Raw genomic sequence first — 20,209 nt, 5'->3', positions numbered from 1 at the left:
AAGCGGAGCGCCAATTGCACGCTCCGCCTTTCATGGATTAGAAATCCCAGTCTTCGTCTTCCGTCGCAACCGCTTTGCCGATCACATAGGACGAGCCAGAGCCTGAGAAGAAATCGTGGTTTTCGCTGTCGGGGCTAAGGGCTGCGAGGATTGCCGGGTTCACCTCTGACACCTCTGGTGGAAAGAGCGCCTCAAACCCAAGGTTTTGTAACGCCTTATTGGCGTTATAGTGCAGGAACACTTTCACATCCTCGGTCAGGCCAATCCCGTCATAGAGTTCTTCGGTATAATTGTTTTCGATGTCGTAAAGCTCGAACATCAACGAGAACGCGTAGTCCTTCAGCTCTTGCTGACCTGCCTCGTCCAATTGCTCGTAGCCACGCTGGAACTTGTAACCGATGTAATAGCCATGCACGGCTTCATCCCGGATGATCAGGCGGATCAGATCGGCCGTATTGGTCAGCTTGGCGCGGCTGGACCAATACATCGGTAGATAGAACCCCGAATAGAATAGAAAACTTTCCAGAAACACAGACGCAATCTTGCGTTTCAGCGGATCATTGCCCGGCGCGTAGGTATCCAAAATGGCCTTGGCTTTGGCCTGCAAATGCGGGTTTTCATCGGCCCAGCGAAAAGCTTCGTCGATTTCCTTGGTCGAGCAAAGTGTTGAAAAGATAGAAGAATAGCTACGCGCATGCACCGCCTCCATGAAGGCAATGTTCGTTAGTACGGCCTCTTCGTGTTGCGTGATCGCATCTGGCATCAAGGCTGGCGCGCCGACGCAATTTTGGATGGTATCGAGCAGCGTCAAACCGGTGAAAACACGGATTGTTAGCTCTTTCTCATGATCTGTAAACGTGCCCCAACTTGGGATATCATTAGACAGCGGTACCTTTTCAGGCAGCCAGAAATTCACCGTCAGACGGTTCCAGACTTCGAGGTCTTTCACGTCTTCAAGACGATTCCAGTTGATAGCGCAGGGGACGCGGGTTTCGATCGTATCTTTCATGGTCTCTCTCCGCTTACAAGCTACAGGATACGCAGCCCTGAACCTCGGTGCCCTCTAGGGCTTCCTGGCGCAGACGTACGTAGTAGATGGTTTTGATGCCCTTCTTCCAGGCGTAGATCTGGGCTTTGTTGATATCCCTCGTGGTGGCCTCAGCTGGGAAGAACAACGTCAGAGACAACCCCTGATCCACGTGCTCCGTTGCCGCCGCATAGGTGTCGATCAGGGCCTCTGGTCCGATTTCATAAGCGTCTCGGTAATATTCGAGGTTTTCATTGTTCATGAAGGCCGCCGGGTAGTAGACGCGGCCGATCTTGCCCTCTTTGCGGATCTCGATTTTCGACACGATCGGGTGGATCGAGGAGGTGGAGTTGTTGATGTAGGAAATCGACCCGGTTGGGGGCACGGCTTGCAGGTTGCGGTTAAACAAACCGTGTCTCATGACGTCTTCTTTCAACGCCGTCCAATCATCGCGGCTTGGCAATTCCACACCGTCAAAGACAACCTTGATCTTATCGTTTTCCGGCAACCAATCGCGGTCAGTGTATTTGTCAAAGAACGTGCCCGATGCGTAATCAGACTTTTCGAAATCCTTGAACGACCTGCCTTTTTCCTGCGCCAGATCGCAAGACGTACGGATCGCATGATAGGCCACGGCGGCGAAATAAACCGACGTAAATTCAATGCCTTCCGGGCTACCATAGTGAATGTGTTCCCGCGCGAGGAACCCATGCAGGTTCATCTGGCCAAGGCCAATCGCGTGGCTTTCATCATTGCCTTTGCGCACGGATGGCACAGAGTCGATCGCGGACATTTCCGACACAGCTGTCAACGCCCGGATTGCGGCACCAACGGTGCGGCCAATGTCTTTTCCATCCATGGTTTTTGCAATATTCAACGACCCAAGGTTACAGGAAATATCTGTCCCCATGTCCGCATAACTCAGATCGTCATTGAATTTAGAGGCCGTGTTCACCTGCAGGATTTCAGAACACAGGTTGGACATATTGATGCGCCCATCTACCGGGTTCATGCGGTTCACCGTGTCTTCAAACATTACGTATGGGTAGCCAGATTCAAACTGGATTTCTGCAATGGTCTGGAAGAACGCACGCGCACTGACCTTGGACTTGCGGATGCGTTTGTCTTCAACCATTTCGTCGTATTTCTCGGAAACGGAAATCTCCGAGAACGGCACACCATAGACGCGCTCCACATCATGTGGCGAGAAAAGGTACATATCCGCATTTTTCTTGGCGAGTTCGAAGGTGATATCGGGGATCACCACACCGAGGCTCAGGGTTTTGATGCGGATTTTCTCGTCCGCGTTCTCGCGCTTGGTGTCGAGGAACCGCATAATATCTGGGTGGTGCGCATTGAGGTAGACGGCCCCCGCGCCCTGACGCGCACCCAGTTGGTTGGCGTAGGAAAAACTGTCTTCGAGCAGCTTCATCACAGGGATAACGCCCGAAGACTGGTTCTCGATGCCTTTGATCGGCGCGCCGTGTTCGCGGACATTGGTAAGCAACAGTGCCACGCCCCCTCCACGCTTGGACAGTTGCAGCGCAGAGTTGATGCCGCGGCCAATGCTTTCCATGTTGTCTTCCAAGCGAAGCAGGAAACACGAGATCAACTCGCCACGTGACGCTTTGCCGGCATTCAGGAAAGTTGGGGTCGCGGGCTGGAAACGCCCAGCCAAAATTTCCTCCATGAAGGACATCGCCAGGTCTTCATCCCCACGCGCCAGCGCCAATGATGTCATCACAACACGGTCTTCGTAGCGCTCCAAATAACGCTGCCCATCTCGGGTCTTTAACGTGTAGGAGGTGTAATACTTGAACGCCCCCAGAAAGGTCGGGAAACGGAATTTCTTGGCGAAGGCCGCGTCCCAGATCCGGCGCATAAAATTCTTGGAGTACTGATCAAGAACCCCGGCCTCGTAATAGCCCTCGTCAACCAGATACCGCAGTTTTTCATCCAGCGAATGAAAGAACACCGTGTTCTGGTTCACATGCTTCAGGAAATACTGCCGCGCCGCCATACGGTCCGCATCAAAGCGAATGTTGCCCTTGGAATCATAGAGGTTCAGCATGGCGTTCAGCGCATGATAGTCTTGCTCGTTTATGCTGCTGTCGAGCATAGTTGTCTCCCCAGTTTTTTCAGTCCCGCACGCACGCGGGCAATGTCTGTTTCGGTGCCGGCCAGTTCGAATGTATAGAGCAACGGCACCTTGCATTTGTCTGCGATGATGCGGCCCGCTAAGGCATAGGTCTCACCGAAGTTGCGATTGCCAGTGCCAATCACACCAATGATCTGAGCGCGATTGGTCGGATTATTGAGAAACCTGATCACCGGTTTGGGCACCGCGCCGCGCCCCTCACCATCCGCATAGGTCGGACAGATCAGCACGAAAGGGCCATCCGGCTTGGGCATGGGCGCATCTGAATCAATCGAAAATCGGGCAGCTGGCCACGCCAGCCGTGCGACGAAGCGTTCGGTATTGCCCGATTTCGAGGAAAAATAGATCAGCGCCGGGATCGACGCGCTCATATCAGGACAATTGGTTGATCATATCCGGACGAAAACCCGACCAATGATCTGAGCCTGCGATGACGACGGGTGCCTGACGATATCCCAACTCAGTCACTCGGGTCATGGCGTCGGAATCCTCGGAAAGATCGACCACATCGTAATGGATGCCTTTGGCATCCAATGCGCGAGTGGTGGCAGTGCATTGTACGCAAGCTGGTTTGGAATAGACTGTGATGCTCATGTGTCCTCTGTCCTTTTTGTCAAAGCCGAGGACGCATTGGGAGACGTTTCCCAAAACACGCCCCCGAACCCTCCGTTCGTGGTTGTTTCATACGCTTCTGGCAGGTCTCCTGACTTCGCGGATCTTCGCTCGGCTGGCCTTCCCAGAAGCGCACTTCCAGTGGCATGATCAACCTTGCTCACCACTTACAGTTGCGGGGGCAGCGCCGGAATTTCACCGACTTCCCTCTTAGCCTTTGAATGGAATCAAAGGAACCGAAGCATCATGATATTGATGTTGGTGCAGGGAAGGTGTCAATATGTAGTTGGCACGTCTGCAATACATGAGCTCCTAAATGAGGGCCCATTCGGTTAGCTGAGCGTCGCGCTCGCACGGCTACGAGAAAAAATTATGGATGTTCAAGCACGCCGCCGCGAATGTTAGCAACCCGTTCGATATGTTTTCACAACAGTCGCAATGCGCACAGAGCAGACCTTGTATCAACCTCATGGAACGGCAGAAAAGTCCGCACTGGGGACCTTCGGACACCCCGCCGGGGTTCGCAAGTGCGGCGAACGACAGCTTTGACGGGCTGCGTTGCGGCATTCTCATCCAGGGCTGAAGGTCGGCTCCGGGCCGGAATTACCGATGCGGCACCCCGCGGCTTCCACAGACACATATCTGACAAACGCGCAAACCTGATTGTTTTCGAAGCACCAACCGCCCTTGCCATCGTAAATAACCACAAAACACGCGTGGTTTTCTCTTGACAGGCTTTGCGCACGCTTTTGGTTTCGTTTGCGCATTCATCTGGTTTTTCTGACTTGAGAATCGGATATGGCGACCCCAGAAGGACTCGAACCCTCAACCTGCCGATTAGAAGTCGGCTGCTCTATCCAGTTGAGCTATGGGGCCACACCGCTGACCTATTCCGGCCACAATCGATACGATCTGCGCGCCGTGTTATGGCCAAACCCCCTGCATTTCAAGCTTTCTTCTACGTACGACGCGCATTCCCTGAAATTCCCTTTTCCGGCCCAAATCGTCCCCACGAAAGCCAGATTCGTTAACCATAGTTACAAAAAAGCGGCGAAGACCGCGTGTTAGTTTTGGAGAGCGATAATGAGTTTCCTTGCCCACGGGCGCACCTTTGGTGCTGCGTCCGGGCCGGTAAAGGCCGTACGAGTCCCCGAGTCCCCACGTCTGCGTCGCGGCATTTCCACTGGTTTTGCCCCCCGCCACCCGCGAATTCACCGTATTTATAACGCGTCTGTTGTCTCGGTTGTCATTCTGGCCCTCATGCCAATGATGGCCTTGATTGCTGTTGCGCTGCTTCTGACGCAGGGCCCGCGGATCATCTATTCGGGCCCACGGATCGGTAAGGATCAGGTCTCTTTCAACATCCTCAAGTTCCGCACGCTGGACAACAAGAAAGCAGCCGCGCTCACCGCCTCTCAGGTTCTGCCTGCTGACAGCAATATCGAGACGCCACTGGGGCGCTTTTTGCGCGCCTCGCGTTTGGACGAGCTTCCGCAGCTCTTTAACGTGCTGCGCGGGGATATGAACCTTGTCGGGCCGCGCCCCGTTCGCGAAGCGATCGCCGAAATCGAGCGCCAGCGCGTGCCGAACTACGACCATAAGTTCGCGGTAAAGCCCGGCCTCGTGGGACATTCGCAAGCGTACATGACTCACGGCACAACCAAGCGAATCCGAGCCCGTTACAACAACATGCTGATCGACGCCCCCGTGAATTACGGTGCCGAGATCGGGTTGTTCGGCAAAGTCGGCTTCAACGTCCTGCGTCGCGCTATTCAAGAGGGTCTGAAGCGTCTGCGCGGCCAGCAAGCGGACCAGCTTGCCGTTTTGCGTGCCAAGCAGATGGGCTTGCGCCTTCATGATCGGCGCACTGGAATCTCGCAGATGGTGGCGGCCCTCGATGCAGAAACAATCGTGTTGGAACGCCCCATCGCGCTGCCGTTCACTCACGATCTTCAAGTCCGTATCCAACTTGGTCAAGGCCGCAGCCGCATGGCGCGCGTTTCTCTGATCCCGCTGGACGAGATCGGCGCGCGTTTTGCCTATGAGTGCAAGACTGATGCGGGCCGCTATACTATCGAACGCTACGTACTCGACCTTGCCGTTGTGGGCCCTGCCCGCCCCATCAAGAGTCCCGCCAGCGCGCCTGCCGATGTGGCTGCGCCGATCCACGCGATCGCTTGACTGAGGTGTCGGTATGGTACAGCGCATCGCATTCATTCTGCCCCACTTCCGCATGGGCGGCGCCGAACAGGTCGTCCTTCGCCTTCTCACCTCTTTGGACCGCACCAGGTTTCAACCCATCCTGATCCTCCAGTCGAGCCAGGGCGCGCTTCTGGACCAAATCCCAGCCGACGTCGAATGCCACGACCTTGGCAATGCCCGTGCAAGCCGTGCCGTTCTGCGGCTTGCCAAGATCCTGCGCAAAGAGCGGTTTGACCTGACCTACACCGCAACCAACGCAGGGAACTTGATGGTTCTGGCCGCGCTGCGTCTATCCGGAGCGACCACTCGGGCGATCATTTCAGAGCACACACCACTGAGCGGATTTCTGGGCCAGGCCAAAGCCCGCCAGATCCGGATCGGCCTTATGCGTGCCCTGTATCCGACCGCATCGGCACTGGTGGCCCCTCTGCCCCAGATCGGCGAAGAGCATCTGTCGATTTTGGGCAAGCGCGTGCCTCAGTTTACGTGTCTACCCAATCCTGTGGTGGATCGCATTGCCGATCTGCCCACCAAGCAACGCCGCCTAACCCGTTTGGTGAGTGTTGGTCGTCTGGCCGAGGAAAAGCGCTTTGATCTGATGATTGATGCCTTTGCCCACGCCTACGCCCAAAACGCGGATCTGCGCCTGACCATCCACGGCGAAGGCCCCTGCCGCATGCAACTCGAAACACAGATCAAGGTTTACGGCTTGGAGGACGCGATCAAACTGCCCGGCCTGAATCGCGACATCCCGCAGGCCTTGGCCGATGCAGACATGTTCCTGTGCACTTCGCGAGTCGAAGGGCTTGGCAATGCGATTATCGAAGCGATGGCTGCTGGACTTCCCGTCCTGAGCGTGGACTGCCCCTTTGGCCCCCCGCATTTGCTGGAGAATGGCGCAAGCGGCGCCCTTGTTCGATCCGACCGTCCCGAAGACATCGCGAGCGAAATTCTTGCGATGACCACCGACACAGCACGCAGCCAGACCTATCGCACACGCGGGCAGGCCATGGCCCAACGCTACCACTCGGGCGCATCCATTCGCGCGCACGAAACCCTGTTCACCTTAGCTTGCCAGTAACCGAAGGAGCCGCCCGTATGTCCCGCCCTGCAATGTTCGAGTTTGACAACACCCGCCGCGACGACTTCGTGACCCTGATGCGCAATGTCTTTTGCGCCGAAAGCGCCGCCCGCAAAGCAGTCGCTTGGGACTGGCTATTCAAGAAGCCAGACCCGACCGGTGCCCGTACCTTTGGCCGCGGCACACAGAAAGATGGGTCAATGGTCGGGGCCTGCCTGATCCTGCCCCACACTCTGTGGATCGAAGGCAAAGAGTCCCAATCGTGGTGGCCTGTGGCTGTTGGTGTGGACCCCCGCCATCGCGGCGCTGGCCTGCCAATCGTTCGTAGCTTCTTTAACCAAGGTCCCTACTACGGCGGCATGCCTGCAAACGACGAGATCGCTAATCTTTATCGCAAGCTCGGTATGACCGGCGAAGTGATGCTCCGGAACTACTTTGCCCCTCTGCGCCCGGGTAAAATGCTATCCCGCCGCAAGGGCCTGCCTTCGCCCGTCGCAGGGGCAGTCGATGCGGGCTACCGGATGGCCAGTGCCATGGCCTTCCGCAACACGCCTTCCCTACGCGAAGATGAGCGGATCACGAACGTGCTCCACTTTGGCACGGCGTTCAACGATCTGTGGAACCGTGCACGCTATGGCTATCGCATGACGCTAGCCCGCGATTCCGACTACCTGAATTGGCGTTTCCACGAGTTTCCGCTGCACAGCTATGACACGCTGGCCCTGTGGCAAGGCGAAACCCTGCGCGGCTACGCAGTCACCCGACTGGAAGAAAAAGACGACCGCACCAATGGTCTGATCGTCGACATCTTTACCGAAAGCGGGGACGAGCGGTCCTTTGCCCTGCTGGTGCGCGCAGCCAAAGGAATGCTGGAACGCCAAGGCGCAGAACAAGCAATCTTGCAGCTGCCTGAATGTGCGTGGCCGGTGCAAGGGCTGAAATCGCTTGGTTTCGTGCATAATAAGCCGATGACCTTGCTACAGCTTCATGCTGCGGACAATCAGATGAATGCGAAAATGCCGTGCTTGCACAAGCACTGGTACTTCACCCGCGCAGACAGCGATCAGGACTACTGATCGCCTGACGCCCCGACTTGATACAGGTCGGGGTGATATCCCGTACGTTTCCAGCACCAATCGGGCCAATCGATCCCCCGCATTGCAGCGCGCACGCGGTGCGCCAAAACGAGCAACGACAACGGCACGGCATGGGCCAGTATCTCTGCCGTGACCATGACCGTCAGATCCATCCGGCTCAGAGGCCGACGCGGCGCACGGTCAAAACTGGTGTTGGCCTGATACTGGCTTTCCATATCCTCGGCCTGTCCTTTGACCCCAAGAAAACCCAAGAGAGCCGTTCGCAGTGCCCCATCGTCGGTATGCAACTCCTCATACCGCAGGAAAAAGCAGTTCTTCTTGCGCGACAGCCGCTTCAGATATCGGCCGTAGAGTGTATTCACGACTGCAGCTCGCGCTATATCAGCGGCCCGCTTGATGCCGGTCGAGGGCGTGCGCCCAAACCCTGACAAGCGCGATAGGATCATGCCCTCGGTCCGCCGATGCACCAACACGAACTTTGCATCCGGAAAATTCCGCGCCAGACGGCCATACATCAGCGTGTGATGGGGTGATTTCTCGACCCAAGCCGTTGCACCTTGGGCCCGTGCATGCCGGTCCATGACGATCCGGAACAGATCGGCGTACCCCTTGGCATTATGGATATCGACTGCCAACAATTCCGGCGTCAGCCCCAGCAGCTGTCCATAATCTGACAGCACGAAGGCCTGCGCGAATTTCACACGGCTTTCCAGCCGCGACCACGGCCCGAACGCCCGCGCGAAATGGGAGAAGTAGATGCTTTCATGGACACCGCGATGATCCGACGCTTCGACTGCCGCGACGGACGGCAGCGCAGACAGCTGGTTCGCCATCCACGTTGTGCCAGATCGTTGCAAGCCCAGAACAAAGATCGGTATCACCCCGTTATCCCTCTCTAACCGGTGTCCAGAGCGAGCTTTCTCGCCCCTGCCAATACTGCAGCAGCCCCAAGAGCATCGCCAGATTGCCCATCACAAAGAACATCGCCGCGCCGACCAAAGGCAGTTTGCGCACCGCAGGCACTGCCCATGCGAATGCAACCAGCGCATAACCGGCGATCTGCAACAGACCACTCAGAGCATAGAACCATCCCTCGGGGATCAAGGAAAGGTTCGAGATAAAGATCACGATCAAAGCAAAGGGCGCCATGCGTCGCAGCCCCTTGTGCGAGAGCAGTTGCCAGCCGTACCAACCAGTCCGAAACGGGTTCATCAGGGCACGATACCGCATCAGCGCCCGCCAACCCATTTCAGTCGAGCGTACACGGCGGCCCATCTCTTGGCCCGCCCTCTCGGTGACAACTTCTTGGGTCAGCGCCTCTGGCGCGAATTCCAGCCGGAACCCCGCCTCAACCGCGGCGACCGAGATATAGAAATCATCCGCTGCGCCTGGCGGGACGTCAGGCACCAATGCCCGCCGCATGGCATAGATCGATCCTTGGGCAGAGCACACGCCGCCCAAGCGCGCCTCGGCGGCTTTCATGGCTTGGTCATAGCGCCAGAATAGTGCTTCGGCCTTTCCGATCTGACCGGCTTTCTTCGCATCCACGCTAATCTGGCCACACACACCGCCCACCTCGGGATCGGCAAACGGCCGGACCAACGCCATCAAACTGTTAGGCGCCAGCATCGCATTCGCATCGGTAAAGACGACGATCTCTCCGGTCAGCTGCGGCACCACAAGGTTCATCGCAGCCAATTTGCCCAACCGTCCCGGAGTCTCGATCAAACGCACCTCGGGCAGACCCAGAGCCCGCGCAATATCAGCCGTGCCGTCAGTCGAGCCGTCATCCACAACGGTGATCTGAACCGCGTGACCATCCGGATTGCGCAGGGCCAGCGTGTTGCGGATCTTGTCCGCGATACAGGCGGATTCGTTATAGGCAGGGATCAAGATATCGACGCGCTGCGCCTCGCAGATCGCAGTCAAAGGGCGCGCAGGCACCAGTTTCGCAAGTACCTGCAAAACCAGTCCATAGCCGAAAATGACATAGGCCAGAAACGCAACAGCGGCCCAAAACACAAATTCCATACGCGGTCAGGCTCCTTTGATCAGCGCCAGCAACTCGGCAGCGTTTTGGTCGATATTATAGTGGCTGCGCACACGTGCCTGACCTGCGGCGGCCATCCGCAACGCGGCCTCATAATTGGACAGCACATGCTCGATCCGCGTGGCCAAGGCCTGCACGTCCCCCGGCGGGACCAAGCGCCCTGTATGCCCATCCTCGACCAACTCGGGAATGCCCGACAGGCGCGAGGCGATCACCGGGCGGCCCTGCGCCATTGCCTCCATCAGAACCACGGGGATGCCTTCGGACCGCCCCTCAGCCCCCTCGACCGACGGGACGACCACCAGATGGGCAACAGACATAGCTTGCCGGACCTTGTCAGACGGCTGTGGCCCATCAAAGGTCACGCGTCCCTCGGGCAAACTTTGCGCCAGCTGTCGCAATGCTGCGTCCTGCGAACCGCCACCAATGATCTGAAGCGTCCAAGTCAGGGATTTCGGCAAATGAGCAAGCGCGCGCAGCAACACATCCACACCCTTGCGCGGCAAGAGCGCGCCAACGAACAGGATACGAAAGGGCTCCGCCCCACTCGGCGGCTCTGGCAAGTCACAGTCTGCGCGGTCTGGCGACACCCCACAGCGGATCACATGCACCTTGTCTTGGGGCACGCCCGCCTTCTGAACTAGAAACCGGCGATTGAACTCCGAAATTGTCCGAACAAAGGCCGCCCTTCGCGCTTTTACGTCCAGCAGCCCTTGGGTGATGAAGATGTCGTGGGCATGGGCGGAAAAGCCAAAAGGAATCCCGCTGGTCCGCGACGCAATCCACGCCACGGTCGCAGGGTACCCCGCGAACTCTGCATATAGCCGTTCTACGCCCGCGCGTCGTGCCATCTGCCCCATCGCCAGCGCCTGCGGCACCAGGATCAAGGAAATCCCCAAATGCTTTGGCTGCGTGCGAAACGCCCCAAAAATCCGCCGGATCACGCGCATCGTCTGCACGGGGCTCCGCAGACACCCCAGCATCGCCAAGGAAAAAGTCCGAGGTGTCACGTAGCCCAAATGTTTGGCTGCATCGACGATGTCTTGGGCCTCTGGGTGGACAATCTCGCCGCTGCGAAAGGGTTTGATATGAAACACGTCGGCTTGATGCCCCGCCCGTCGGAACGCTTGCACATTGGCGAGAGCAAAGGTCTCGGTCACCTTGGGGAAATCACTGACGATGGCCCAGATCTTCATAGGACCTCCTTGCGGTTCACGCGGGGCAAGGCCGCGCCAAGCCCCAGCATGATCCACGTGTATTTGTTGTACTCATTCGGGACAAACACGCTGACCAGCATATAGGCCAAAAGCCCATAGAAATACGCGGTCGCAAGAAATCCGATGTTGCTGTCGGCCGGGCTGCGCATCACTTGGCGTGCGCCCCGAAACGCCGAGATCATCATCCCGTAAAAGAACGTCGCCCCCACCAAACCGTATTCAACCATGATTGACAGGTGCATGTTGTGCAGCTGCCGCCCATACATCGTCCGGCCAGGCAAGTAGCGATAGGCGGAATCTACGAAGTGTTTTTTGAAGTTGCCGGGCCCGACGCCAAACAGGGGATTTTCGGTCAACAGGTTTAGCCCGATCACGTTGTAGGTCATCCGGCGCCCGAGCGTCCAATCCCCGCCCCCGCCAAAAATCGAAGCGATCCGCTCGAAATAGCTGGCGGGCAAGAAGGGCATCATGATCAGCATAACCATGCCACCGATCACCATCGCGGGCACAATCAAATGGTGCTGCCGATAGCGATAGGCCAGCGCCAATCCGGTGATGGTGTATACAATGAAAGAGGATCGCGCGAAACTGAAAATCAGCGCCAAGGTCCCGATGCCCGCCGCTGCCAGATAGAAGCGTTTGTACTTGTCCTGCTCAATATACATGACCAGCGCGATAATCACGCCCGTCAGCATCATCGTCGCCGCTGTGGTTGGATTGTACTGGGACGCGCCAGAGGACCGCTCGACCCCTTCGGAGGTTCTGGCCGTGGTCGCTGCGTCAGAAGTCGAAATCATCGTCATCCCCAACTTCACATCAAGGATCAGGATCACACCCGAGATCAAGGATGTCAGCGCAAGGATCATCAGCGCCTTCTCAAAGCGCGCACGTGTGTTCACCAGAATGATGATCAGGTACATAAATATGATCATCGCCAACAAGCGCCGTAGACTGTTCGCGGCCATAGCCTTGGATTCCGCCCCAAAGGCACTGACGATCATCGCCAGCCCCAGTAGCATGCCCATGATTGCGATGGGCTGCATCAGGGCGTCTTTGACCATACCGCGATGACGGAACGCCGTGACGATCACGCCGATGATTGTTCCCAGAGTCATCAGCTTGAACCCGTCACCGGGGAAAATCTTGTCCTGAATACCGTCGAGTTGCGCAAAAAAGAGCAAAGCGCAAACTCCCACAAATGGGTTGGACGCAAAGCCAAGACCAATCACAGCGGCCACCGGCAAAATCAAAGCCAGTTCGGGGTGCTCTAGGATCGCAAAGGCCAGAGCAATCAACGCAGCAAAACATCCGGCAAGCGCACCGATCCCCAGATCGCTCCAGAGCGATTTTGTCCGGCTATTCATGCGCCCGGCCCCTGCGGCGCGGGCAGATGTTTGGCCCTGCGGCGGCGCGCCCATGCTGTCACAGGCATCCACCAATAGTGGCCCGCAGCAACGCCCAATTTGGCTCGAAAAACCAAATCCTCGACCCAGTCAGAGGCAGGCCCTGCCGCAAAGTCATTGATGTGCGTGCGGGACAAAAGCCATGGGTCCTCGCCCTCGCGGTTTTCGCCGCGCCCTCCGGTCAGGGTCTGGAAGCCGACTTCACGGGCGATCGACGCGGCCTTGTTCGTAACGCGATCATAAGGCCAGCAGAGAAAATCGATCTCTCGTCCCAGCAGATCGCGCAGCGCATGGCGCGCGCGGATCAGGTTCGCGCGAACGCGCGCGTCGCAGTCCGTTTGGCTTTCGGTGCCTTCAGCGCTCCACATCGTCGAAGTCAGCGCAGAGTCGCTCTGGTAAATTCGCGTTCCAAGCGCTGCCGGCGGTTGCTTCGCCTCGAACCAGCGGGATTTATTTTCAGCGTCACGCCAGAAAAGCGGGGCGTGATAACGCCAGTTCTCTGCCGTCAGCCGGTCCACTTCATGGTCAGAGACAGGCACCCGAGCGTGATCCGCCCCGTGGCACGCAATCTCGATCAACGGATCAGCCTCGAGCGCACGCAATTCTGCCACGTTCATATAGCCGCGCCATTCGGTTGCGCCGTCCACTACCGTCGGCCTCGGCGTCTGTGAGGGGTCTATGAAATCAGCAGAGACAAAGATCGTCGCAGGCACGCCATACCGGCGCAGAATTGGAACCGCCGCGACCCAGTTGTCCAGATAGCCATCGTCGAAATGAACCATGACACTCTTGTCTGGTAACGTCAGACCGCGGGCCCGTGCCGATTGAAAGGCCTCGGTCGAATAGACGGTCCAACCCCGACGCACTAGAATCTGCACGTGCCGCTCAAACACGTCAGGCCGTACAGAGGTATTCTTGCCCCAAGGCAGCCAGTCCGGTTGCTCTGAGATACTATGGTATACGATCACCGGAACGGGCCCGCGCTGGTGAAGGCGACTACCGGCAAACAGAACAGCGGCCGCGATTGGTAAAGCCGCAAACCACCCGCCCCCAAACAGTGCCAAACCCAGAGACACCAGAGCACCAAGCAGCACTGCAAGACTTGCGTGCTGCCAGGCCTGTTTGCGTCGGGTCTGCCGGTCGATCACGGGATCAGTTCCAAATCAGCATAAAGGGTTTGCGCGGATTATCCTGCCCCACGCGCTGCAATTCGCGGATCTCCAGCGCATCGACCTGCGCTGGCGGCACACCCAGCACAATTGCCCCATCCGGCAACTCGTCCCAGTCCTGAACCGAAGCAACAGGCGCAATCGCAGTGATGACATAAGGCGCTTCGCCCATGCGGCGCGGGTTCGAATGCTCGACCGCCATGGCGACCACATCTCGCAGGCGCTTGATCTCCTCGTACGGCAAGAAGCCGGTGACAAAGATGTGCTCTTTGGTCCACAGATCTTCAGTGCTCATCCGCCGCCCGAATTGTTCAGAGAAGTTGCGGAACTCTCGGCTTAGGCCAGACATCCGCCCCCTGCGCCAACGGGCAATGCCCGGCCGTTCCATCCCCTTTCGGGCCGAGGGCAAAGCATGCCCGCCCAAAATCGCCTGCAAGTCCGAATAGGTTCGCACTCGCATGCCGACCACGTCGATCAGAATGATCGGCATGATCATCGCCAGCGCTCCAACGATGGTCGCCAGAATGGTGTTCACGAACACCTTGGGGAACGATGGATACAGCGCGGGCGTCGCCGGATTGATCAACTGGACCTGAGACAGGATCGTGGCCTCGCTCATTTCCAGATTGACCAGGCGGTCCCGCAGTTCATCCAAATCCAGTTGGACCGCCTGATACCGCGCCTCTAGCTGTTTCAGGCTGCGCTCTTTCTCAGCCTGCTCAGACAGCTGACGGTCCGTGCGGGCCAAGGCCTGACGACGCAGCTTCAGGCGCGCTTCACGCTGGCGGATTTCTTCCTCCAAACGAGCGACCGGTTGAGAGGCGCGCCCACCATCCAGTTGCTCTTTCAGATTAGCCAGCTCGCTCTTGCGAAGCTCTAACTCAATGACATCTTCGTCGATATCCTGCTGCGTAGCGCTGCGGGACAAGAGCAGCACGTCCGCTTCCTGCCAGAGGTCGTTGATGTTCAACTCCTCTCGCACGCGCTCCCGCTCGATCAGCAGTTCGCGCAGTTCTTCTTCGCGCTCTTCCTTCAGGTTCCGCACCAGATCGGCCAGCTTGGTCGCCCCGCTCGAAAACTCCTGACGCGTCAGATCCACATAGGCCTGCGCATAGGCGTTGGCGATACGCGCGGCCAGATTTGGGAACTCCGATTTCGCGGTTAGGTTCAGGATGTAAGACCCTTCGACAAACTCGACTTCGACGGACTCGCGCACCAGATTGATCATCTGCATCCGCTCCGTCGCTTCGACGAATTTGCCGTAGTTCAAGCGTGCATAAGTCCGCCACAGGAACCCTTTGAATTTATCAAAGAGGCCTGGCTCCGGCAGGCCTGCATCCGCGTCAGCTTCGGCCAGCAGAATGTCCAGCGTGCGTTCTGCCACAGGACGACTGAGCAGCACCTCAATGTGGGTCTGGGTAATGATGGTCGCCGGATTAAACTGACTGACCCCCATAAAGGTGCGGTTGAATGCCAGTTCCTCTTCGGACGGCTGCATGTTCAGCGTCACCGTCGACTTGTACGCAGGCGAGGTTTTCAGCAGCAAAGTGCTGCCACCCCACGCCAGCATCGCCGCGCAGATCATGCTCACAATAATGGCCCGCTTGTATAAGCGGAGTAGGTCCCGGTAGTGGTCCAGCATTGGCTGCTCTCCAGCTGGTAAGTGGGCTTTGCCCTTTATTCGTTCAGAATATCTCTACCCAGATCGCCTTTGAAAACAAGAATACTGTTAGCACAGTTAACATTATTCGTTGCCTTCAGGACACGATCCAGCCGCACCTCTGGCACGCAATGGGTGATTTCACTGTCCGCAGCACCACCCTTGCGAAAAATCTGCACCTGCTCGCCCTCTGGTCCGTCAATCTGCCAGCCACCTGCGATCTGCCGTACACTTGCACCCTTTGGCAGTAGTCGGGACAGAAGCCGATAGGCATAGACGCCCGGTTTTGGCTGCCGGTCCATGTCATAAAGCGGTACGCGGGCATTGCCGGTGGTCGTCACCATTTCTTCGCCCAAACCGAACCACAAACACGCCGACCCGCCCTCGGCCAAGACATTCAGGTTACGTTCAATCACCGCCATGAAGTGGGCTTGGGGCGAATAGCTGTCGCCATAATCAAGATTGGGCCCCCCGCATTCAGACGACAGGAAAGGCTTGCCACCGGACCAAGCCGTTAGCGCCGCGATCCGGTCCCCGTCCCTCTCTTCGGGTCCATAGAGATGAATGTCCGCGATATCGTAACGCGCATTTTCCAGAATGAATTTCAGGCGGTCTTCGACCAAAGCAGTGACTTCAGCCCCTCTGGACTTGTCTGGTGCATAAACCAGTTCGGAGCCGTCCTGCCAGAATTGCCGAACGGTCCAGTCCGCGTAACCCTGATTGACCAAAGCGACGTCCATGACAAACGCCGCTGTTCCCCCAAGCACAAACTGCGCCGCTGGGTCGGCGGCTTTGACCGCGTCGTGGGCCGCATTCACATAGATCAACAGGTCCGCGTTGCTGCCTGCCCAACCGCCAGAGGCGTTGGTGTCGCTGACATACTCATTCGCCGCCTGCCACATCCGCACAGGTGCGCGCAGACCGGGCATATCGGCGTGGCCGTCCCCGTCGTAGCGCTCGACCACAGCCGTGATGAACGCAGCCCACGCCGTCATGTCAGTCGGTGTTGCGTTTTTCACCCTATGGGTTGCCGGATCGGTCGCCCAATCCGCGTCACTCTCAAAGGTGACAAAGGGGTGCACGCCCACAGCCTGAAGTCCCGCCACACGCCGATCCAAATCGGCAAAAGACAAGCTGCCATCCTCGCGCCCGATCCGGCGCCAAGACGCGCTGATCCGCGCCCAAGACATGCCAGCATCGCGCAGAAGATCATAAAACTGCGGCTGATTGCCTGGAAAAGCCAGCCCAAGCGCAGGTGCTTGCAAGGGCGCAGGTTCGCTCAAGTCCAGCCCGTCTGCGCAAACCGGCCCCGCAAGCCACGCCGCCAAGCACACAGATATCCCGCGCATCCACATCCTTTGCACCCCTTAAAACCTGAACACCCAAACAAGACCGCGCCAACGGACCCACATCGTGAACACGCCCAAGGCAGCGACGCCGCTCAGGCTCGCCAATGCGAGGGTCGAAACGATAGACTGCTCTGCAAACCATGGGAGAACCAACGGAGCGGTCCACATCACTACGACACCCGCCGCCAGTCCCATCATACCGCCAAGGACAGGCAGCAACCCGACGCCTTCGCCACGCAGATCCCGCCAAGACAACGCACCAAGAACAGCGGCCGATGCCAGTGGCCCGAGAACCATTCCCAACGCGACCGCTTGCACGCCAATCGTCGGCAACAACGTCAGCCCAAGGATGGAACGCACGCACAGATCCACCACAACGGCCAAGCCAACCTGTCCCAGATGCCCACCCGCGCCTGTGATCCGCCAGACCACTAAAAGTCGCGAGAGCAGCGTCGCAAAGGGCGCAAGGGCAAGGATCCAGATCACCGGCAACAAGGCCTCTTGGCCCTCTGCCCCCAATGCGCCTTGGCCCAACACATTCGCCACAATGCGTGGTGCTAGGATCATGAGCAGGCCCTGCGCCAAAACCAGAAGCGCCGTGCCTGCCGCCGCCAATTTCCAGAAGTGTCGACCGGTGCGTTCATCAGGCCGCGCGGTCCACTTGGCGAATGCCGGCATCACAAGCGCGAGGGCCAGTGTATTTCCCAGCAGTGCCACCACGCGTTGCCCCATCTCCAATAGTGTAATGCCACCAACACCCGCGCGCGCGGCAAGCGCCGTCTCCAGCCACAGTGCACCCTGCGCGCCTGCCACCAGCAAAAGTGCAGCGCCGACATGGGGCGTGACCTGCGATGTCGGGGCCTCTAGCGGTCGCACCAAGGGCAGCATCAACAAGAGCGCCACGGCATTTCCGGCCACAAACCCTGCAGCTGCCCACATGACGCTTTGGGACGCGCCAAGCCCAGCGAGAAAAACCCCAAGGACCATGGCCCGCGGCGCCAGCCGCGCCAAGGCGGGCCAGCCGAAACGTCCGCTCAGGTTCAACGCCGCCCCCATCAAAACGCCGACCAAGGCGAGGGGCAGAGAACCGGACAAAACAACAATCACGCGGCGGGCCATGGCAGCGGTCTCGCCCTGCATCTCTGGTGCGATGGCGACGACGATCGGGCCAGACAGTGCGGCGAACGCCAAAGCAATCAGCAGACCAGCAGCCGCTACCCAAAAGCCCAAACGCAGCAAAGCCGCTTTGCCCGCGCGCATTGCAACCATCGGCAGAAACACCAGTGTCAGAACTTGAACCAAGACCTCTTGCAGCCCCGTGACCAGTCGGCGGCCAAGTAAAAAGGCGTCCGCCTCTGCCGACGCGCCAAGCCCGTGGCTGATCGCCACCGAGATCGCGACTGCCAGCCCCAGCCCAATGAGCTGCACCAGAAACTGAGAGGCCCCTGCCCGCATAAATTAGCCCCTGCTGCGCAGGACTGCGGATGCAGTTGACTTGTAAAACGCGCTCGACACCGACAGCTCCACAAAACGACACTTAAGATTACACGTTAACCATTTCCTAAATACGGAAATTGGGCCGATTTTGTGGCGATTGTTCAGAAATCGAGACTGAGCTCGTAGCCGTAGACAGGCTTCGCTTGATCGTCCAACGCCAAGAATGCCCGTGCCTCGCCCGCGTTTTCGCCAAGTCCTTGGACTTGGGCCAACGCAATCGACCGACGGCGCGTTTTACGATCGGCTTCTGCATCTACAGTCACACTATAAGAGGTCCCGCTGACGCTGTGGGCCACCTCGTAGGTCACACTTAGGCCACTGCCGCAGTCCAGATCGCCTTGCAGCACATCGGACAGGCACTGCGCCTTGGGTGCGAGCCAAAGCGACCGGTCCCACCCGTTTCCATGGGGCGCTGGCCGCGCATACTCGACCCCAAGCTCGAGCGCGCTGCGCAGACCTTTGTAGTCGGGGATGTCAACGGTACCAGAGACATCGAGCCCAGCACGATCGGCCTGAACATCCGTGTCGCCGACCTGCCCGTAAGCCATGTGCATGCCCGCTTTGGGGTGCAAAATCGTTGGGCCCGCTGCACGCTGACCAGACAGGGCAATCCCTGCTAGACCTGCGCCATAGGTGTAGGCACCACGGGTACCAATCTCTCCGCCGGTTTGGGCAAACTCCAGATCATAGCTGTGACGCCCCGTCGCAGCAGCCGCGTAGTAGCTGAGCATCAGCACCTTGCGGAACCGCTCTGCGCCGTAGAAGCCGCCTTGTGCCCCAGCGCCAGTGATCGTGCCCGTCCCCAGCTTTTCAACCGCTGTCTCGCTGCCGTACCCGCCCAGAAAGAACCCGCGCAGCGTCCTGCTGGATTGCTGCTCTCGCTGGTGCCGATAGCTGAGCATCGACTGGCGGCCCAAAGTATCAGATGTGGACAAAGCAAAGCGTCCAGAACTGATCCGGCGTTGGGACGTGCGGCAATGATAGACCGCATCACCAAAGGTCCCGCTCACTCCGCGCTTGGTCTCTTTGACCTCGACCTGACCTGCCAGATCGAAAGGCGACGTCTCACCGCAGCGCAACCCGTACCGCCCGCGCTTCAGGCGGTTTAGCGCGGCGGTCAGCATGCCGTCCAGCGCGGACTGCTGCACCACAAGCGTCGTTGAAAAATCCTTCCGCAGGATTGCAGCCAAACGGTCAGCGACTCGGTCAACCAGATCATCGTGGACAGCCACCTTTGGCAGCGCAGCCGCTGCGGCCTTGAACTTCCGATCTCGGGTCTCCAACCGGACGGTCGGCTGGCAGCTGTGTGGCCCCTCTGGCGCGGCATCGGGAATGGCGGTGACGGTCAAAGTCTGTGGTCGCGACCAATTGCGCGGCCGCAAAACCAGCTTGGTCGGCGTGACGCGGCATTCGGCATCCCCGTAGGCCAGTAAAGTGACTTCGGACCGTGGGCGCTCGGACAACGACACTTGCAGCCGCGCGGGATCGCCACGTTCAGCGGCGGTCAGATCATCGGCCTCCACGCGCAGCTCTGGCAGGGTTTCCAGCGCTTCGGCCACCTTGGCACCGGACACAGTCATCATCATGGCAGCACATACTGCCGCCATGATCCCCCGTCCCTGCCGTGCCTGCCGCCCAAGCGATGCCATGCCTTGAAACCCCGAGTTGTGTTCAACGACTCAAGATT

The 20,209-nt window shown here is 58.5% G+C and carries 16 protein-coding genes, 1 tRNA gene and 1 riboswitch; of the genes, 3 read left to right on the top strand and 14 right to left on the bottom strand.

The genetic code is table 11. The features are described from left to right. Nucleotides 1–37 precede the first annotated feature (37 nt). From nrdF to BM225_RS07550, 5 genes are all read right to left on the bottom strand, one after another. Nucleotides 38–1,009, bottom strand: coding sequence for a class 1b ribonucleoside-diphosphate reductase subunit beta (gene nrdF / locus BM225_RS07575; RefSeq protein WP_092464069.1), 972 nt, complete (start codon nucleotides 1,007–1,009; stop codon nucleotides 38–40). A 13-nt stretch (nucleotides 1,010–1,022) separates the two neighbouring features. Then, on the bottom strand, nucleotides 1,023–3,146 hold the full coding sequence (gene nrdE / locus BM225_RS07570; protein WP_092464066.1) for a class 1b ribonucleoside-diphosphate reductase subunit alpha: 2,124 nt from the start codon (nucleotides 3,144–3,146) through the stop codon (nucleotides 1,023–1,025). Beyond that, on the bottom strand, nucleotides 3,128–3,544 hold the full coding sequence (gene nrdI, locus BM225_RS07565) for a class Ib ribonucleoside-diphosphate reductase assembly flavoprotein NrdI (protein ID WP_092464121.1): 417 nt from the start codon (nucleotides 3,542–3,544) through the stop codon (nucleotides 3,128–3,130). Before nrdI ends, nrdE begins: the two co-directional genes overlap by 19 nt. A 13-nt stretch (nucleotides 3,545–3,557) precedes the next feature. After that, nucleotides 3,558–3,779: a glutaredoxin-like protein NrdH gene (gene nrdH / locus BM225_RS07560; protein ID WP_092464064.1), complete on the bottom strand. Its 222-nt coding sequence runs from the start codon at nucleotides 3,777–3,779 to the stop codon at nucleotides 3,558–3,560. 82 nt (nucleotides 3,780–3,861) lie between these two features. Continuing rightward, nucleotides 3,862–4,053, bottom strand: a riboswitch (cobalamin riboswitch). Nucleotides 4,054–4,596: 543 nt separating this feature from the next. Further along, nucleotides 4,597–4,673 (bottom strand) — tRNA-Arg (locus tag BM225_RS07550). A 207-nt stretch (nucleotides 4,674–4,880) separates the two neighbouring features. Between BM225_RS07550 and BM225_RS07545 the strand changes: the two genes are divergently transcribed. The 3 genes from BM225_RS07545 to BM225_RS07535 are packed head-to-tail and all read left to right on the top strand — an operon-like array spanning nucleotide 4,881 to nucleotide 8,156. Beyond that, a complete protein-coding gene (locus BM225_RS07545) occupies nucleotides 4,881–5,978 on the top strand; it encodes a sugar transferase (RefSeq protein WP_072707676.1) in 1,098 nt (365 codons plus the stop codon). Nucleotides 5,979–5,991: 13 nt separating this feature from the next. Next, nucleotides 5,992–7,080 carry a glycosyltransferase gene (locus tag BM225_RS07540; RefSeq protein WP_072707678.1) on the top strand — a complete coding sequence of 363 codons (1,089 nt, stop codon included), beginning with the start codon at nucleotides 5,992–5,994 and terminating at the stop codon, nucleotides 7,078–7,080. 17 nt (nucleotides 7,081–7,097) lie between these two features. Beyond that, nucleotides 7,098–8,156 carry a GNAT family N-acetyltransferase gene (locus tag BM225_RS07535; protein WP_072707680.1) on the top strand — a complete coding sequence of 353 codons (1,059 nt, stop codon included), beginning with the start codon at nucleotides 7,098–7,100 and terminating at the stop codon, nucleotides 8,154–8,156. Here BM225_RS07535 and BM225_RS07530 read toward each other — a convergent pair. The 9 genes from BM225_RS07530 to BM225_RS07490 all read right to left on the bottom strand — a co-directional run bounded on the left by BM225_RS07530 (nucleotide 8,150) and on the right by BM225_RS07490 (nucleotide 20,129). Then, the gene (locus BM225_RS07530) at nucleotides 8,150–9,058 is read right to left on the bottom strand and encodes a sulfotransferase family protein (RefSeq protein ID WP_072707682.1); all 909 of its coding nucleotides are present in this window, start codon (nucleotides 9,056–9,058) and stop codon (nucleotides 8,150–8,152) included. The two genes, BM225_RS07535 and BM225_RS07530, sit on opposite strands and share 7 nt — an antisense overlap. A 4-nt stretch (nucleotides 9,059–9,062) precedes the next feature. After that, complete coding sequence (locus tag BM225_RS07525) at nucleotides 9,063–10,208, bottom strand: glycosyltransferase family 2 protein (RefSeq protein ID WP_072707684.1); 1,146 nt, start codon at nucleotides 10,206–10,208, stop codon at nucleotides 9,063–9,065. 6 nt (nucleotides 10,209–10,214) lie between these two features. Further along, nucleotides 10,215–11,423, bottom strand: coding sequence for a glycosyltransferase family 4 protein (locus BM225_RS07520; RefSeq protein ID WP_072707686.1), 1,209 nt, complete (start codon nucleotides 11,421–11,423; stop codon nucleotides 10,215–10,217). After that, a complete protein-coding gene (locus tag BM225_RS07515) occupies nucleotides 11,420–12,808 on the bottom strand; it encodes an O-antigen ligase family protein (RefSeq protein WP_072707689.1) in 1,389 nt (462 codons plus the stop codon). The genes BM225_RS07520 and BM225_RS07515 overlap by 4 nt, the downstream gene beginning before the upstream one ends. After that, nucleotides 12,805–13,995, bottom strand: a complete 1,191-nt coding sequence (locus BM225_RS07510) for a polysaccharide deacetylase family protein (protein ID WP_072707691.1) — start codon at nucleotides 13,993–13,995, stop codon at nucleotides 12,805–12,807. Before BM225_RS07510 ends, BM225_RS07515 begins: the two co-directional genes overlap by 4 nt. A gap of 4 nt (nucleotides 13,996–13,999) precedes the next feature. Beyond that, the gene (locus BM225_RS07505) at nucleotides 14,000–15,658 is read right to left on the bottom strand and encodes a GumC domain-containing protein (protein ID WP_072707693.1); all 1,659 of its coding nucleotides are present in this window, start codon (nucleotides 15,656–15,658) and stop codon (nucleotides 14,000–14,002) included. Nucleotides 15,659–15,693: 35 nt separating this feature from the next. After that, a complete protein-coding gene (locus tag BM225_RS07500) occupies nucleotides 15,694–17,025 on the bottom strand; it encodes a hypothetical protein (protein ID WP_072707707.1) in 1,332 nt (443 codons plus the stop codon). 18 nt (nucleotides 17,026–17,043) lie between these two features. Then, nucleotides 17,044–18,480, bottom strand: a complete 1,437-nt coding sequence (locus BM225_RS07495) for a lipid II flippase MurJ (protein WP_072707709.1) — start codon at nucleotides 18,478–18,480, stop codon at nucleotides 17,044–17,046. Nucleotides 18,481–18,623: 143 nt separating this feature from the next. Continuing rightward, complete coding sequence (locus tag BM225_RS07490) at nucleotides 18,624–20,129, bottom strand: hypothetical protein (protein ID WP_092464056.1); 1,506 nt, start codon at nucleotides 20,127–20,129, stop codon at nucleotides 18,624–18,626. Nucleotides 20,130–20,209 lie beyond the last annotated feature (80 nt).

This window comes from Donghicola eburneus, assembly GCF_900115865.1.
Taxonomy (GTDB): Bacteria; Pseudomonadota; Alphaproteobacteria; order Rhodobacterales; family Rhodobacteraceae; genus Donghicola; species Donghicola eburneus.
The sequence above is the reverse complement of the archived record's forward strand: the minus strand, read 5'-3'. Positions and strand labels throughout refer to the sequence as shown.

What these genes read in the sequence shown, in the direction of transcription:
- BM225_RS07500 (WP_072707707.1), bottom strand. Translation starts at nt 17,025, where the DNA reads ATGCGCGGGATATCTGTGTGCTTGGCGGCGTGGCTTGCGGGGCCGGTT.
- BM225_RS07520 (WP_072707686.1), bottom strand. Translation starts at nt 11,423, where the DNA reads ATGAAGATCTGGGCCATCGTCAGTGATTTCCCCAAGGTGACCGAGACC.
- nrdF (WP_092464069.1), bottom strand. Translation starts at nt 1,009, where the DNA reads ATGAAAGATACGATCGAAACCCGCGTCCCCTGCGCTATCAACTGGAAT.
- BM225_RS07540 (WP_072707678.1), top strand. Translation starts at nt 5,992, where the DNA reads ATGGTACAGCGCATCGCATTCATTCTGCCCCACTTCCGCATGGGCGGC.
- BM225_RS07505 (WP_072707693.1), bottom strand. Translation starts at nt 15,658, where the DNA reads ATGCTGGACCACTACCGGGACCTACTCCGCTTATACAAGCGGGCCATT.
- BM225_RS07490 (WP_092464056.1), bottom strand. Translation starts at nt 20,129, where the DNA reads ATGGCGGCAGTATGTGCTGCCATGATGATGACTGTGTCCGGTGCCAAG.
- nrdE (WP_092464066.1), bottom strand. Translation starts at nt 3,146, where the DNA reads ATGCTCGACAGCAGCATAAACGAGCAAGACTATCATGCGCTGAACGCC.
- BM225_RS07515 (WP_072707689.1), bottom strand. Translation starts at nt 12,808, where the DNA reads ATGAATAGCCGGACAAAATCGCTCTGGAGCGATCTGGGGATCGGTGCG.
- BM225_RS07525 (WP_072707684.1), bottom strand. Translation starts at nt 10,208, where the DNA reads ATGGAATTTGTGTTTTGGGCCGCTGTTGCGTTTCTGGCCTATGTCATT.
- BM225_RS07495 (WP_072707709.1), bottom strand. Translation starts at nt 18,480, where the DNA reads ATGCGGGCAGGGGCCTCTCAGTTTCTGGTGCAGCTCATTGGGCTGGGG.
- nrdH (WP_092464064.1), bottom strand. Translation starts at nt 3,779, where the DNA reads ATGAGCATCACAGTCTATTCCAAACCAGCTTGCGTACAATGCACTGCC.
- BM225_RS07535 (WP_072707680.1), top strand. Translation starts at nt 7,098, where the DNA reads ATGTCCCGCCCTGCAATGTTCGAGTTTGACAACACCCGCCGCGACGAC.
- BM225_RS07545 (WP_072707676.1), top strand. Translation starts at nt 4,881, where the DNA reads ATGAGTTTCCTTGCCCACGGGCGCACCTTTGGTGCTGCGTCCGGGCCG.